Source organism: Delftia sp. JD2, assembly GCF_001682645.1.
Lineage (GTDB): Bacteria > Pseudomonadota > Gammaproteobacteria > Burkholderiales > Burkholderiaceae_C > Comamonas > Comamonas acidovorans.
In genome coordinates, this window is record NZ_LFJT01000053.1 from 13,484 (window position 1) to 29,397 (window position 15,914).

Here is a 15,914-nt window from a genome sequence, read left to right on the forward strand (position 1 = left end):
CCTCAAGAGGATGATCTATCTTTTCTAAAGTCTTTGAGCGTGCATGCGTCCATTAGCAGTCCGCTAAGCGGCTCCTGAGGGGTGCTGCTAATATCGTGGTGCAGAAAGGCGATGAGGAACTGGATTCCAATGATGACAGGCAAGGCAGCGAGCATAACTGTTCCGCTGCTTGCCGGGAGATTGTCCAATAAACTGCTGATCCAATGAATTCCTCCGAAAATTATTCCGAAGGATAAAAAAAGGACGCCAAAGATGCTATATATGGTTCCGGCGTTAAAATCTCTCAGAAAATAATTGTAGAAATAGCGTTTTCCTATGCGGATGGCATGCTTTTTCAGGAATTCCGGGAGGATCTTGTTTATCTTGAGATTGGACTCTTCATCTGCATAGACTGCGTCCATGGGTATATCTTTGACGACAGCACGGATGGTGTTCAGCCGAAAGAGCATGTCGGTCTCGAAGAAGTAGCGTTTTTCCAGCTTGCTGATGGGTAGTTCTCGTAAGACGCTCGTGTGGATGGCTGTATATCCGTTGGACGGGTCCATGATGTTCCAGTATCCGCAGCTGATTTTGGTAATGAAGGAAAGTGCAGCATTCCCAAAAATGCGGATTTTTGGCATGCTTTGCACTGATTCAAGCCTGAAAAATCGATTGCCTTTTGTATAGTCTGCTCTTCCTTGGATGATGGGGGTGACAAAAAGCGGAAGTAGCTTAGGATTCATCTGTCCATCGCCATCTATTTTGACTACGATATCCATTCCATCCTTGATCGCTTGGCCATAAGCCGTGCTTACCGCTCCTCCCACGCCTTGGTTTTTTGTGTGGAAAAGTACCCTCACCCGGGGATCCTTGCAATTCTGCAGAATCCAGTTTCCACTGCCATCAGGGCAACAATCATCTACGGCATATATTGCAGTTACGCAATCGGGTATTTTTTCTATCACCTCTATGACATGCTGTGTGACTTTGTAGCAAGGGATGGCAACTGAAATTTTCATGTGATCTGTTTTGTTAATTGGGTGCTTGGGATGCAATGGTTATCCCTGCTGCAATGAAGATGCCTCCGATAATAGTTCTAGGGTGCATTGGCTCGTTCAGAAATAGCCAAGCCAGACTGGGCACAATTATAAAGGCCAGTCCCATAATCGGATAAGCCAGATACAGAGGTGCACTTCTCAGAACCCACACCCAGGCCAGCGTGGTGACTCCGTAAAGCGCGAAAGCCGCAAGCAGCCAGCCATTGAGGGCAATATCCATCAGAGAGGGGGAAAGCGGAATAGCGGCTGCTGCCTTCTTGAAAAGCAGCTGCCCCAGCGAAATGCCGAGGACGCAAATAACAGCTAGACTGGTGAGAAAAGGTGTCATGTGTTGTAAGGTGTGTTGTCTTGGTAGGCGTGCTGCCCGGTGTTGCCAAGGCAAACATGACGGGCCGGGATGGCTGAGGAGCTTTCCTTGCGGCTCGGCTGCACTTAGGGCGCTGGTTGCAAAATGCTGCGGGAATCTGGATCGGCTGCGAGTGAGGTCCCATTGATGCGGATGTCAGACTAGGGCGAGGATTGATGGAGCGGGCAGCCGCCAGCTCGCCTGGTGCGGCAGGCGTTGCTGATTATGCAGGTACGGCAGGCCGCGCGCGTGCAGTGTGCATGGCCTGTGGCGGCCGCGGCGGCCGCGAGGTACAGCTAGTGGAAATGCCGTACTGCGTTGGCCGGCTCATGCATTAGGTGCCATCGACTGCGGCCTTTTCCCACGAGCTACTTTGCCGCAGTCGAGTAAATTAGCCATCTTTCTGGCGATGCCTCGCCGCAGTCGAGGGATGTTGCCTGTGCTGACTTCACAGATTGCCGTAATACTGATGTTTCGTTTCCTTTTTGCCCTCATTTTTCTCTTTGTGTCGGTGGGGGGGCACGCCCAGGCTCCGGAGAAGACACGAGTATCGGGTGCGTTGGAGCATTGGTCGCTCGATGAGCCCAGCAGCAAGCTGTCGCTTACAGGATGGGTGCTGGCAGGTCAGGACGGGACGGCTCCACCTGGGATGAAGCTTTCCATTTTGGGGACGGAATTCCAGGCGAAGGATGTGGCGTGGACTGCGAGGCCGGAGCTGTCGGCGGACAGCCCCTACACCGGTGGTCAGGTGGGCGTGGGCTTCGATTGGACGGTGACATTACCTGCGAAGCCTCCTGGCGGTGTGCATGTCATCCGGCTTGAGGTCGTCTACCCGGGGGGCCAGACATTCTTGCTGCAAAGCTCGTTGGGTGGCAGCCCCGAATTGATCGTCAAGAGGATAAAAAAAAGCCATTGGTGGGCGCTGGGGATCGTGCTGGTCGTCGTGCTGCTCATCCGTTTCGGCAGGCTTGAGCGCACAAGGCTGGCGCGCCGTCTGTCCCAGTGGACGCAGGAGCGAACGGGTTACCTGCTGATCGTCGGTGCCTTCGCCGTGCTGGTGACCACTGGCATTACCGGCAGTTCGATGAACCTGCTTCTGGAGAGCCCGATAGGGCAGAGTCTGCTCAGCGCGAAGGGGAGCCAGGCGCGCCTGTTCGACCTGCGCGACATTCGTGGAGACGAGTGGGGCGTGCTTATGCCGAACGTGCTGGCCCAGGTCAATCATGAGCCGCAGTTTCCGGTCGTGAATACCAATATCGGTTTGAGTGGGCAGAACATGGGTGTGATCGGCATGACGGGTGTTCCGATCACTAATTGGGCCGCTTTGGCCAAGCCTGCGACCTGGGGATATTTCCTGCTGCCGTTGCGCCAGGCCATGAGCTGGCAATGGCAGCTCCCGTTCTGGGGTGGCCTGCTTTCGGTCTGGCTGCTGCTCAACGTGCTGCGGCCTGACAGGCGCGGGCTCAATCTGGCTTTGTCGTTCGCTTTCTGCGTGGCCCCCTACGCTGCCGCCTGGTCCAACTGGCCCCTGTACGCCACGATGTTCCCGGCACTGGGTTTTGTGCTCGCATGCAAGCTGATGCAGACCACACGTCGCGGGCATGCGCTATTGCTAGGCCTCGGTCTTGGCTGGCTGATGGCGTGCTGGTTCCTAGTGCTGTATCCCACCTGGCTCATCATCGTTGGCAGTTTGCTGCTGTTCGTCGGTGTGGGCTGGTGCCTAGACAATCGTGATCGGCTGCATTGGGGCATGCCGCAGGTGCTAGGCGCCGTGGCGGCGGGGGTGGTTGCCGCGGCCCTGCTAGGCAGCTGGTGGATGGATACGCACGACGCCGTTGCATTGATGCGGGCAACCGAATATCCCGGCAAGCGAGGCGCGCTGCCTGGGGGGGATCTGGACTGGCTGTGGCATCTGCGTGGATACAACAACGCGGATATCGTGACACATGCATCTGGAGCGCATACCGACCAGTCTTCCGCCAGTTCCTATTTCCTGTTGCCCTTGATGTTGCTTGTGCTTTGCGTTAGCCATCTGGTGCAGCGGCGAGAGCGGCGTTGGGCTGTCGCAGCATGCACGGCCTTCATTGCCTGCTACTGGATCTACGGCTTTGTCGGCGTGCCGATCTGGCTGGCCAAATACACACTTTGGGGAAATATGCCCACGTTCCGCATGGATGTGGGTATGGGGCTGGTGAGCGTCGTTTTGATTACATTGGCGGCCGAGAAGGGTGTGCTGGCCGATAAGCCAGCGCCCGGTTGGTGGACGAGCTGGCTTGTGCCGGCACTGGCTGCTCTCGGCAGCGCAGTGGTGATTGCATGGATGCTCTATCGCACACCACTGTTTTTCATGCCGGAGGGCAGTTGGGTCTATACATCGGCCATGGTCATTGTCGGAACGATGATGTGCTGGTGGATGCTGAGGGGCAAAGTGGGCGCCGCCGTTGCCATGTTGATCGCCGTGCATCTGCTTGCAACACTGACTTTCAATCCTGTGCTGCGGGCGCCCAAGAGCGTGAGCCTAGCAGAAGGGAGTATCCCCTATGTCATCAACTCAGAGGGCAGACACTTGAGGACCATTTTGCTCAATGGCGACGGCATAGGGCCGCACATGCTCGCTGCAGCAGGATTTCCAATTTCCAATGGTGTGTTGTACTACCCGCACAAGGAGCTGTGGTCCAGAATGGGGTTGCCCGAAAAAGAATGGCCCGTGGTTAATCGCTATCAGCATCTTGGTTTCTACACGGACGCTAGTGTTGAAAATGTCTCAGGTTACCGTGCGTCTGCAGCATCGGTCGACTATGTACGCGTCGATATCCATCCACAACGGTTTGACTTCTCCAAGACAGGTGCTCAGCGCGTGGTTGTGGAAGCTGCACAGGCGAACGATCTGCGTTCCAATGCCTCGTTGACATGGATGGGCGAGTACAGACGCCTGCACTGGTTTGCCATCAAAAAAGAGGGGCGATAGAAATCTTTACGGATTTGCCGAGCAAGGCTCTTGGGTCCGATGCATCAGGAGATCCTGCTGCACCAAGCCCTTCCCTTGCCTTCAAAGATCGTGAATTTCTGGGCGCAGGTCGGGACTTTTGCTCGAACCGAATTCGGCCTTTGCCCGGCTGCTGGCCCGTGCCCCTGAATCGGGGGCTGGCCTTCAGGGGAGCTTGATGGCCTGGTAGGCCGCCATGCAGTTCATGGGGATTGCTGTCTTAGCCACGCTGCAACGCCAACCCCGCATGCTCCCGCAGCGGATGAAAGTGAATCTTCGGAAACCGCTCCTGCGCCAATCGCACGTCATAGGGTGACGTGCACAGATAGGCCAGCGTATCGGCCGCATCGCGCGCCATGCGCAGCGGGTAGGCGTTCTCGAATTCGCGCAGCTCGGCCGGGGCGTCGGCCGTGATCCAGCGGGCGCCGGTGTACTGGCAGCCTTCCAGGCGGATGTCGCAGTCGTATTCGGCGTTCAGGCGGTGCTGGACGACTTCGAACTGCAGCTGGCCCACGGCGCCCAGCAGCATGTTGCCGCCGGCCTCGGGCTTGAAGACCTGGATGGCGCCTTCCTCGCCCAGCTGCATCAGGCCCTGCTGCAGCTGCTTGGTGCGCAGCGGGTTCTTGAGCACCACGGTCATGAACATTTCCGGGGCGAAGAAGGGCAGGCCCGTGAATTGGAGGTTGGTGCCGTCGGTGATGGTGTCGCCCAGCTGAACGCCGCCGTGCGTGGTGAAGCCGATGATGTCGCCCGCATAGGCTTCTTCCACGGCTTCGCGGCGCTGGCTCATGAAGGTCACGACCGATGTGGGGCGCAGCTCCTTGGCAGTGCGCTGGACCTTCATCTTCATGCCGGGCGTGTACTTGCCCGAGGCCACGCGCACGAAGGCGATGCGGTCACGGTGGTTGGCATCCATGTTGGCCTGGACCTTGAAGACCACGCCGGAGAAGCCTTCGTCCTCGGGCTGGATGATCTTTTCCACAGGCTGCTTGTTGACCAGCAGCGAGCTTTTGCGGGGGCCGGGCGGGGGCGACATGTCGACCACGGCATCCAGCACTTCCATGACACCGAAGTTGTTCACGCCGGAGCCGAAGAAGACCGGAGTGAGCTTGCCTGCCAGGAAGGCCTCGTGGTCCCAGGGGGCCGAGGCGCCCTGGGCCAGTTCCATGCTTTCCAGCGCATCGTCGAAGGACTGGCCGAAGCGCGCGCGCAGCTTGTCGGCCTCGGCCAAGGGGATGGCCTCGAAGTCCTGCGGGCGGCGTTCGCTGCCGGGCTGGAACACCGTCATGGTCTGGGTGAGCAGGTTGATGATGCCGCCGAACTGCCGGCCCTGGCCCACGGGCCAGGTGACGGGGCAGCAGGGCATGCCCAGTTCGCGCTCGACTTCGTCGAGGATGTCCAGCGGATCGCGCACTTCGCGGTCCATCTTGTTGACGAAGGTGATGATGGGCGTGTCGCGCTGGCGGCAGACCTCGATCAGGCGGCGGGTCTGCGATTCCACGCCGTTGGCGGCGTCGATGACCATCAGCGCCGAGTCCACGGCCGTGAGCACGCGGTAGGTGTCTTCCGAGAAGTCCTTGTGGCCGGGCGTGTCGAGCAGGTTGACCACGTGATCGCGGTAGCTCATCTGCATGACCGAGCTGGCCACCGAGATGCCGCGCTGCTTTTCGATTTCCATCCAGTCGGAGGTGGCATGGCGGCTGGCCTTGCGGCCCTTGACGGCGCCCGCGATCTGGATCGCGCCCGAGAACAGCAGCAGCTTTTCGGTCAGCGTGGTCTTGCCCGCGTCGGGGTGGGAAATGATGGCAAAAGTCCGGCGGCGCCGGGTTTCAGAGGCGTATGACACAGTATTGAAAGCGCAAAGGCAGGGCGGTGCCTGCTAGGAAAGGGAGACGTAATGTCTGTCGCGGGCGGCCATTGGGCATGGAGCCAAGCGAGGCTGCAAATGGCCGCCATTCTACTTTCGCACTGGAAATATCGGCGAACAGGGATGTAAGTCGTGCCCCTGGTTTCTTGATGCCGTCTTGATACGGCATGCCGCAATCTCAATCCGCTTTTGACAGCCCCGGCCCTAGAGTTTTCCCCATCGCAACAACAGGTGCCGCCAAGCGGTGCCGATGCGGGAGAAATTCCTATGACCCTGACCGAAATCACCGGATGGCTGGGCGCCCTGGGCGCCCTGGCTGTGTTTGTCTACCTCGGATACGCATTGCTGCGGCCCGAGCAGTTCTGAGGTGGCGCAGATGCAAGACCTGATCTTTATCGCCCTGAGCCTGGGCTGCTTCGGGGGCCTGCTGGCCTTCGTGGCAGCGCTGGGCCGGATTTGACTGCCTGAAAGGAGACCGCCATGTGGTTGACCTGGATGGAATATGCACTGGTGCTGCTGTTGATGACGGCGCTGGCCGTGCCCATGGGGCAGTGGCTGGCACGCTGCTTCACGAGCGAGCACCATGCCTGGATCGAACGGCTGAGCTTTCGCGCCCTGGGCGTGAACCCGGCCGAGCGCATGGGCTGGCAGCGCTACGGGCTGGCGCTGCTGCTGTCCAACGGCGCCATGCTGCTGCTGGGCTATGCGCTGCTGCGCGCGCAGGGCTGGCTGCCGCTCAATGCGCTGGGCAATGCGGCGCAGACACCGGACCTGGCCTTCAACACGGCCGTGTCCTTTGTGACCAATACCAACTGGCAGGCGTATTCGGGCGAGAGCAGCCTGTCCAACGCCACGCAGATGGTGGCCATCACCTTCATGATGTTCGCTGGCGCGACCACGGGCGTGGTCGCCGCGGCGGGTGTCATCCGCGGCCTGGCGCGCTCCAGTGCCTCGGACCTGGGCAACTACTGGGTGGACTATGTGCGCATGCTCTGGCGCGTGATGCTGCCGCTGAGCTTTGTGGTGGCCCTGGTCTATGTGTGGCAGGGTGTGCCTCAGACGCTGGATGGCCAGGCCTGGGCGACGACGCTGGAGGGCGCTCGCCAGCAGATTCTTCTCGGCCCCGTGGCCAGCCTGGAGAGCATCAAGCACATCGGCACCAACGGTGGCGGCTTCTTCGGCATGAATGCGGCCCATCCGTTCGAGAACCCCACGCCGCTGACCAACGCATTCCACATCCTGGGCATGCTGCTGATCCCGTCGGCGCTGACCTATGCGCTTGGCTCCATGCTGCTGCGCCGTCGCCAGGGCTGGGTGCTGTTCGGCGCCTGCCTGGTGATGTTCGTGGGCTTTCTGGCGCTGGTGTTCACGGCCGAGCAGGCCGGCAATCCGCTGCTCACGGCCGCAGGTGCCGACCAGCAGATCAGCGCCACCCAGCCGGGCGGCAACATGGAGGGCAAGGAGCTGCGCTTTGGCATCGCCGATACGGCGCTGTTCGTGGCCACGACCACGGCCGCGACCACGGGATCGGTCAATGCCATGCATGACTCGCTGACGCCCCTGGGCGGGCTGGTGCCGCTGGCGCAGATGATGCTCAACTGTGTGTTCGGCGGCGACGGTGTGGGCCTGATCAACCTGCTGCAGTACGCCATCCTCACGGTCTTCCTGGCCGGCATGATGATCGGCCGCACGCCCGAGTTCCTGGGCAAGAAGATCGAGGCGCGCGAGATCAAGCTGGTGATGCTGGCCGTGATGGCGCACCCGATCTCCATCCTGGGCTTCACGGCGTTGGCTGCGGTCTGGCCCGACACCATGGCCAGTCTGACCAATCGGGGGCCGCACGGCTTCTCGGAGGTGCTCTATGCCTATGCCTCGGGCACGGCCAACAACGGTTCGGCCTTTGCGGGCCTGAATGCGAACACGCCGTTCTTCAACACCACCATCGGCCTGGCCATGCTGGCGGGCCGATATCTGACGCTGCTGCCCATGCTGGCCCTGGCCGGCAGCCTGGCGGCCAAGCCCACCGTGCCTGCGGGGCCGGGCACCTTCCCGACGGCCACGCCGCTGTTCATGGGGCTGCTGGTCTTCGTGGTGGTCGTGGTCGGCGGGCTGACCTTCCTGCCTTCGCTGGCCCTGGGGCCCGTGGTCGAGCAGCTGCAGATGCTGTCAGGACAGGTCTACCCCTGAATCCCTGAGCCAGCTGAGCCCGTTTTTTTCTTGGCCGCCGGTTCTGCCTTGGCAGGGCCGTGCGGCGGAGGTTTCGAGATGCAAGTTCAAACACATACTTCCGGCCCCTTGCCGGTGCCGCGCGCTGATGCGCAGGCTCAAACGCAGGCCGTTCCTGGCGGGCTGCGCTCGCTGTTCGGTCCCAGCCTGCGGTCGGCGCTGTTCGTCGCCGTGGTCACGGGCCTGGCCTATCCGCTGGTCACCACGCTCGTGGCCCAGGCCGCGTTTCCCAAGACCGCCAATGGCAGCCTGGTCATGCGCCAGGGCTCGGTCGTGGGCTCGGCCCTGATCGGGCAGGAGTTCGCTTCGCCCCGTTATTTCCAGGGTCGGCCCAGCGCCACCACGGCGCCGGATCCCGACAAGGCCGATGCCACGGTGGCCGCGCCCTACAACGCTGCGCTGTCGGCTGCCACCAACCAGGGGCCGACCCATGCGGCGCTCAAGGAGTCCGTGGCGGCGCGCGTGGCGGCCTACCGCGAACTCAATGGCCTGGCGGCAGATGCCGCTGTGCCTGTGGATGCCGTGACGGCCTCGGCCTCCGGCCTGGACCCGCACATCTCGGTGGCCAATGCCGAGCTGCAACTGCCGCGCGTGGCCCGCGAGCGCCAACTGCCCGTGGCCAAGGTCCAGGAACTGTTGCGCCAGCAGGTGGAGCCGCGCGTGCTGGGCCTGCTGGGCGAGCCGCGTGTGAACGTGCTGCAGCTGAATCTGGCGCTGGACGATCTTTCGGCCGCGACGCTGCAGCCTGCGGCAGTCCATGCCGCCAAGGAGTAAGCCATGTCGCGCAAAACTGCTTTGTCCCTGTTCGATCCTTCGCTGGTGCGCCAGGCGCTGGGTGACTCCGTCCGCAAGCTGGCACCCAGCGCGCAATGGCGCAACCCGGTGATGTTCGTGGTCTACCTGGGCGCCATCTTCACCAGCCTGCTCTGGGCCCAGGCCCTGGCGGGCGAAGGCGAAGCGCCTGCGGGTTTCATCCTGGCGATTGCGCTGTGGCTGTGGTTCACCGTGCTGTTCGCCAACTTTGCGGAGGCGCTGGCCGAGGGGCGCAGCCGCGCCCAGGCCGCCAGCCTGCGCAGCATGAAGCGCAGCACCGTCGCCAAGAAGCTGGAGCAGGCCAACTACCAGAGCCGCTGGCATCCCGTGGGTGCCGAAGAACTGCGTTCGGGCATGTGGGTGCTGGTGGAGGCCGGCGACACCGTGCCGCTGGACGGCACCGTGATCGAGGGCGTGGCCTCGGTGGACGAGAGCGCCATCACCGGCGAATCGGCCCCCGTGATCCGCGAGGCCGGCGGCGACTTCTCTTCGGTCACCGGCGGCACGCGCGTGCTGTCGGACTGGCTGGTGGTGCAGATCACCGTCAATCCCGGCGAGTCCTTCCTCGACCGCATGATCTCCATGGTGGAGTCGGCCCGCCGCCACAAGACGCCCAACGAGCTGGCGCTGACCATTTTGCTGGTCGGGCTGACGCTGCTGTTCCTGCTGGTCATCGTCACGCTGCGGCCCTATTCGTCCTTTGCGGTGGAGCTGACGGGCAGCGGCCAGGTCGTGGGACTGACGGTGCTGATCGCCCTGCTGGTGTGCCTGATCCCGACCACCATCGGCGGCCTGCTGTCGGCCATTGGCGTGGCGGGCATGAGCCGCATGATGCAGGCCAACGTGATCGCCACCTCGGGCCGCGCCGTGGAGGCGGCCGGCGACGTGGACGTGCTGCTGCTGGACAAGACCGGCACCATCACGCTGGGCAACCGCCAGGCCAGCGAGTTCCTGCCCGCGCCCGGCGTGACGGCCGCGCAACTGGTGGATGCGGCGCAGCTGGCTTCGCTGGCCGACGAGACGCCTGAAGGCCGCAGCGTGGTCGTGCTGGCCAAGGAAATGCATGGCCTGCGCGAGCGTGACCTGGCAACCCTGCATGCGGTCTTCGTGCCCTTCACGGCCCAGACGCGCATGAGCGGCGTGGATATGCCGCAGCCCGACGGCGGCACGCGTAGCCTGCGCAAGGGCGCGGCCGACGCCGTGCGCCGCCACGTTGAAGCCATGGGCGGCAAGTTCCCGCCCGCCATGCTCAAGGTGGTGGAGGATGTGTCGCGGCGCGGCAGTACGCCGCTGGTCGTGGCCGACGGTGCCCGCGTGCTGGGCGTGATCGAGCTCAAGGACGTGGTCAAGCACGGCATACGCGAACGCTTTGCCGAGCTGCGCCGCATGGGCATCAAGACCGTGATGATCACGGGCGACAACCCGCTCACGGCGGCGGCCATTGCGGCCGAGGCCGGCGTGGACGACTACCTGGCCGAAGCCACGCCCGAGGACAAGCTGCGCCTGATCCGCGAACACCAGGCCGCAGGCCGCTTGGTGGCCATGACCGGCGACGGCACCAATGACGCGCCCGCCCTGGCCCAGGCCGACGTGGCCGTGGCCATGAACAGCGGCACCCAGGCGGCCAAGGAAGCCGGCAACATGGTGGACCTGGACAGCAACCCGACCAAGCTCATCGAGGTCGTGGAGACCGGCAAGCAGATGCTGATGACGCGCGGCGCGCTGACCACCTTCAGCGTGGCCAACGACGTGGCCAAGTACTTCGCCATCATCCCGGCCGCCTTCGTGGGCACCTATCCGCAGCTGTCGGCGCTCAATGTCATGGGACTGGCCAGCCCGGGCTCGGCCATCCTGAGTGCCGTGATCTTCAACGCGCTGATCATCATCGTGCTGATCCCGCTGGCCTTGCGCGGCGTGCCCTACCGCGCCATCGGCGCCTCGGCCCTGTTGCGGCGCAACCTGCTGATCTACGGCCTGGGTGGCCTGGTCGTTCCCTTCATCGGCATCAAGCTGATCGACATGCTGCTGGTAGCTCTGAACCTGGCGTGACTCTGTGCGGCCCGCCTGCCCGGCCGGGCAGGCCCCGCTTTGCTCTTCTCTTCAAGAAAACCAAGATGAAATCCGTTTCTTCCATGACGGCCGCTTGTGCCGTTCCCCGTTTCTCTCTGGCCGCACTGCTGTCGCTGGCGGCCGCATCCTGCCATGCGCAGGCCGAGACCTCCCCCGTCAGCGCTGCCAGTGCCGCTGCCCAGGAATCGCCCGCACCCGCCTACGCCCTCACCGGCAGCGTGACGCTGCTCAGCGACTACCGTTTCCGTGGCATCTCGCAAAGCTGGATGGGGCCTGCGCTGCAGGGCGGGCTGGAGCTGTCGCTGCCGCGCGGCGCCTACCTGGGCGTGTCCGGCTCCAGCGTGTCGCGCCACAGCTATCTGGACGGCCGCGCGCTGGAGCTGGACCTGTACGGCGGCTGGCGTACCGAGCTGCTGCCGGGCTGGACGGGCGACATCGGCCTGCTGCACTACAACTACCCCGGCGCGCGCGTGCCCCGCGGGGATGGCAGCGGCGGCGTGCGCTACGACACCACCGAGGCCTATCTGGGCGTCACCAACGGCGGCTTCAGCGCCAAATGGTCGCTGGCGCTGACGCCTTACTTCGGGCTGCGCGACAGCACGGCGGCCACGGCCTTTGCCGAGGCACTTCCCGGCAGCGGCAGCTCACGCGGCAGCAGCTATCTGGACCTGAACTACCAGCACCCGTTGGGCGACTGGGCCGTGCTGGGCCTGCATGCCGGCCACACGCAGGTGCGCAACTACAGCGAACTGTCATATGCCGACTGGCGCGTCTCGCTGGCCCGCAGCTGGGGACCGTGGACGGCCACGCTGGCCTGGGCCGGTACCTCGGCCGACACGCGCTACTACCGCGCGGCCAACGCGGCGGGCCAGATGCAAAGCCTGGGCCGCAGCGGCTGGGTTCTGTCGCTGTCGGCGGCGTTCTAGTGTGGGAGCACGCTCTGGTGCTAGGCTGAGAACCATGCCCATTTCGTCCTCTGCCGAGCCGGCGCCGCCCGGTCTGCCGCGCCCCGATCCCGACGCCCTGGTCGCGCGCCTGCGCCATGAGCGGGCGCAGGAGGGATGGGGCAAGCTGCGCATCTACTTCGGATCGAACGCAGGCGTGGGCAAGACCTACGCCATGCTGGCCGCCGCCCAGCGCGAACGCCAGGGGGGCCGCGAGGTTCTGGTGGGACTCGTGGAAACCCATGGCCGCAAGGAAACGGCGCAGCAACTGCATGGCCTGGAGCAGCTGCCGCTGCGCGAGCTGCCGCACCAGGGGCGGACGCTGCGCGAGTTCGACCTGGATGCGGCGCTCGCGCGGCGGCCGCGCGTGCTGCTGCTCGATGAACTGGCGCACAGCAATGCGCCGGGTTCGCGCCATCCCAAGCGCTGGCAGGACGTGCAGGAGTTGCTGGACGCAGGCATCGATGTCTGGACCACGATCAACGTGCAGCACCTGGAAAGCCTGAACGACGTGGTGGGCAGCATCGTCGGCATCACGGTGCGCGAGACCGTGCCCGACCAGATCTTCGACGATGCCGACGAGGTCATCGTCGTCGACATCTCGCCCGACGAACTGCTGCGCCGGTTGAAGGACGGCAAGGTCTACATGCTGGAGCAGGCCGAGCGGGCCTCACGCAACTTCTTCAGGCGCGGCAACCTGCTGGCGCTGCGCGAGCTGGCGCTGCGCCGCACGGCCGACCGCGTGGACGAGGACATGCGCGACTACCGGCGCGAGCGCTCCATAGGCACGGTCTGGCCTGCGCGCGAGCGCCTGCTGGTGGCGGTGGCCGGCCACGCGGGCGACGACGCGCTGGTGCGCCAGGTCGCGCGCATGGCGCGACGGCTCGATGCGGACTGGATGGTGGTCTACGTGGACGCCCCCCAGCGCCAGCACCGCCCGCGCAGCGTGCAGGCCGCCGTGCTCAAGACCCTGGCCCTGGCCGCGCGCCTGGGGGCCGAGACGGCCACGCTGCCGGGCGCCGATGTGGCCGAGGCCCTGGTTGCCTTCGCGCGCGAGCGCAACGCCAGCCGCCTGGTACTGGCCCAGCCGCCGCGCCCGGCATGGTCGCCCTGGCGCTGGTGGGGCCGCAGCCTGCCTGACCGCATCGTCCAGCTGCATCCCGACATCGACGTGCTGGTGCTCTCCGGGGGCTCCAGCGCGGCCCGGACCGAGGCCGCGCCTGCCGCACCGCTGCGGCGCAGGCCGCTGCCCTGGAAGGGCTATGCCGGCGTGACCCTGGCCTGCTTGACCGCCACGGTGCTGGCCGAGCAGCTGCTGCGCATCTTCGACCCGGCCAACGTGGTGATGCTGTTCCTGCTCATCGTCGTGCTGTCTTCGTTGCGCTGGGGGCGTGGCCCGGGCGCCTGGGCGGCGCTGCTGTCGGTACTGTGCTTCGACTTTTTCTTCGTGCCCCCGCGCGGATCCTTCCATGTCAACGACACGCAGTACCTGTTCACCTTCGTGCTGATGCTGGGCGTGGCCCTGGTCTGCGGCCAGCTCATGGCGCGGCTGCGCCACGAGGCGCGCGTGGCGGCCGAGCGCGAGCGGCGCGCGGGCGCCCTGGCCCGGCTGGCGCGCGACCTGTCGGGCGCGCTCACGCAGGAGCAGGTGGTGGAGATTGCGCTGCGCACGGTCTCGGGCGTGTTCGACGCCCAGGCCGGGCTGCTGCTGCCCGATGCCGACGAGCGCCTGCGCCCCGCCGGCGGCGGCTCCTGCCCCATGGACGACAGCATTGCGCGCTGGGCCATGGACCATGGCCAGCAGGCCGGCCAGGGTACGGACACGCTGCCGGCCGCACCGGCCCGCTATGTGCCGCTGGCCGCACCCGTGCGCATGCGCGGCGTGCTGGTGCTGCAGCTGCGTGCGCCGCAGCGCCTGGAGGTGCCCGAGGAGCAGCGTTTGCTGGAGGCCTGCGCCAGCCAGGTGGCGCTGGCGCTGGAGCGCCAGCACTTCGTGGCCGTGGCCCAGCAGACCCAGATCGCCATGGAGGGCGAGCGCATGCGCAACACCCTGCTGTCGGCCGTCTCGCACGACCTGCGCACCCCGCTGACCACCATCCTGGGCGCGGCCGAGGCCGCGCAGCGCCATGTGCCGCCGGGCGGCGCGGCCGACATGCTGGAGCAGGTCCGCATCCAGGCGCAGGCCATGCAGCGCCTGGTGGAGAACCTGCTGGACATGGCGCGCTTGCAGCAAGGCGGCGTGCACCTGCAGCGCGAATGGCTGCCGCTGGACGAAGTGGTGGGCAGCGCGCTGCGCCAGATGCGCGCGCGCCTGGGCCAGCATCCCGTGAGCACCGACGTGCCCGCCAGCCTGCCGCTGCTGCAGCTCGATGCCCTGCTCATGGAGCGCGTGCTGGTCAATCTGCTGGACAACGCCGCCAAGTACACGCCGGCCGGCACGCCGCTGGCCATCAGTGCGCGCGTGCAGGATGGCGAACTGCTGCTGTCCGTGCGCGACGGCGGGCCGGGCCTGCCATCCCACCTGCCGGTGGAGACGCTGTTCGAGCCCTTCACGCGCGGCACGGCCGAGTCCACCGTCTCGGGCATCGGCCTGGGCCTGGCGCTGGTGCGCAGCATTGTCGAGGCGCATGGCGGGCGCATCGAGGCTGCCGCCGCACGGCCCGGCCCGGGCACCATCTTCACGCTGCGCTTTCCCGTGCCCGAGCAGCCTGCGCTGGATTAGAGTCCCGCCATGCACGAAAGCACCCCATGAGCACGCCCGCCAACCGCATCCTGATGATCGAGGACGACCCCGGCATCCGCCGCTTCGTGCGCCTGGTGCTGGAAGACGAAGGCTGGCAGGTCTTCGAGGCCGACAGCGCGCGCCGCGGCCTGATCGAGGCCGCCAGCCGCCAGCCCGACCTGGTCATCCTCGACCTGGGCCTGCCGGACGCCGATGGCAAGCAGGTCCTGACCGAGCTGCGCGGGTGGTCCTCCGTGCCCGTGCTCGTGCTCTCCGCGCGCGAGCGTGAGGACGAGAAGGTGGCCGCATTGGATGCCGGCGCCGACGACTACCTGGTCAAGCCCTTCGGCGTGCCCGAGCTGCTGGCCCGGCTGCGCGTGATGCTGCGCCGCCGCCAGCAGCTGGGCGCCGCCGGTGGGGCGGGCGGCACCGCCGCGTCCAGCAAGGTGCACTTCGGCCCGGTGCAGGTGGACCTGGCCACGCATGAGGTGCGGCGTGCGGGGCAGCCGGTGCACCTCACGCCCATCGAATTCCGCCTGCTGGCGGCCCTGATCGCCGCCCAGGGCCGTGTGATGACCCACCGCCAGCTGCTGCTGCAGGTCTGGGGCCCCGAGTACCTGAGCCGCGCCCACTACCTGCGCGTGCACATGGCCAATCTGCGCCAGAAGATCGAGGACGAGCCGGCCCAGCCGCGCCACCTGGTGACCGAGCTGCAGGTGGGCTACCGGCTTGTGGGGCTGGGCGGTGAGGCATCCACGGGATCGGTATAATCGGCGCCTCTCCGAGGAGCGTTGCAGCGGCCCCCACACATCAGGCGTGGTCGCGAGGCTCGGAGTAATACCTGCAACGACGCTCGCCCACGCTTTCTGTGCGGTGAGCTTTTTTTCGTCTCCCGCAGAACGT

At 65.0% G+C, this 15,914-nt stretch carries 11 protein-coding genes and 1 riboswitch; of the genes, 8 read left to right on the plus strand and 3 right to left on the minus strand.

From position 1 onward, the window contains the following. Nucleotides 1-2 precede the first annotated feature (2 nt). Together ACM14_RS30885 and ACM14_RS30890 are read right to left on the minus strand one after the other, a co-directional pair. Nucleotides 3-998: a glycosyltransferase family 2 protein gene (locus tag ACM14_RS30885; protein ID WP_084027430.1), complete on the minus strand. Its 996-nt coding sequence runs from the start codon at nucleotides 996-998 to the stop codon at nucleotides 3-5. Between the two features lie 13 nt (nucleotides 999-1,011). After that, nucleotides 1,012-1,365, minus strand: coding sequence for an EamA family transporter (locus ACM14_RS30890; protein WP_084027431.1), 354 nt, complete (start codon nucleotides 1,363-1,365; stop codon nucleotides 1,012-1,014). Nucleotides 1,366-1,813: 448 nt separating this feature from the next. Here ACM14_RS30890 and ACM14_RS23220 point away from each other — a divergent pair, with 448 nt between their 5' ends. Beyond that, entirely contained in the window at nucleotides 1,814-4,351 is a 2,538-nt protein-coding gene (locus tag ACM14_RS23220; RefSeq protein WP_065347424.1) for a hypothetical protein, read from the plus strand. A 238-nt stretch (nucleotides 4,352-4,589) separates the two neighbouring features. Here the strand turns inward: ACM14_RS23220 and ACM14_RS23225 are convergent, their stop codons facing one another. Further along, nucleotides 4,590-6,215, minus strand: coding sequence for a peptide chain release factor 3 (locus tag ACM14_RS23225; protein WP_065347425.1), 1,626 nt, complete (start codon nucleotides 6,213-6,215; stop codon nucleotides 4,590-4,592). A gap of 288 nt (nucleotides 6,216-6,503) precedes the next feature. On the opposite strand from ACM14_RS23225, the gene ACM14_RS23230 reads away from it, so the two are divergent. From ACM14_RS23230 to ACM14_RS23260, 7 genes are all read left to right on the plus strand, one after another. Beyond that, nucleotides 6,504-6,602: a potassium-transporting ATPase subunit F gene (locus tag ACM14_RS23230; protein WP_013800438.1), complete on the plus strand. Its 99-nt coding sequence runs from the start codon at nucleotides 6,504-6,506 to the stop codon at nucleotides 6,600-6,602. Between the two features lie 114 nt (nucleotides 6,603-6,716). Then, entirely contained in the window at nucleotides 6,717-8,423 is a 1,707-nt protein-coding gene (gene kdpA, locus ACM14_RS23235; RefSeq protein ID WP_065347426.1) for a potassium-transporting ATPase subunit KdpA, read from the plus strand. Between the two features lie 78 nt (nucleotides 8,424-8,501). Continuing rightward, a complete protein-coding gene (gene kdpC / locus ACM14_RS23240) occupies nucleotides 8,502-9,236 on the plus strand; it encodes a K(+)-transporting ATPase subunit C (protein ID WP_065347427.1) in 735 nt (244 codons plus the stop codon). Between the two features lie 3 nt (nucleotides 9,237-9,239). After that, a complete protein-coding gene (gene kdpB, locus ACM14_RS23245) occupies nucleotides 9,240-11,324 on the plus strand; it encodes a potassium-transporting ATPase subunit KdpB (protein WP_065347428.1) in 2,085 nt (694 codons plus the stop codon). 83 nt (nucleotides 11,325-11,407) lie between these two features. Next, entirely contained in the window at nucleotides 11,408-12,271 is an 864-nt protein-coding gene (locus ACM14_RS23250) for a TorF family putative porin (RefSeq protein WP_065347429.1), read from the plus strand. Nucleotides 12,272-12,305: 34 nt separating this feature from the next. Beyond that, on the plus strand, nucleotides 12,306-15,011 hold the full coding sequence (locus tag ACM14_RS23255) for a sensor histidine kinase KdpD (RefSeq protein WP_065347430.1): 2,706 nt from the start codon (nucleotides 12,306-12,308) through the stop codon (nucleotides 15,009-15,011). A 26-nt stretch (nucleotides 15,012-15,037) separates the two neighbouring features. Beyond that, nucleotides 15,038-15,781, plus strand: a complete 744-nt coding sequence (locus ACM14_RS23260; protein WP_065347431.1) for a response regulator — start codon at nucleotides 15,038-15,040, stop codon at nucleotides 15,779-15,781. A 7-nt stretch (nucleotides 15,782-15,788) separates the two neighbouring features. After that, a riboswitch (S-adenosyl-L-homocysteine riboswitch) is annotated at nucleotides 15,789-15,873 on the plus strand. Nucleotides 15,874-15,914: the final 41 nt, after the last annotated feature.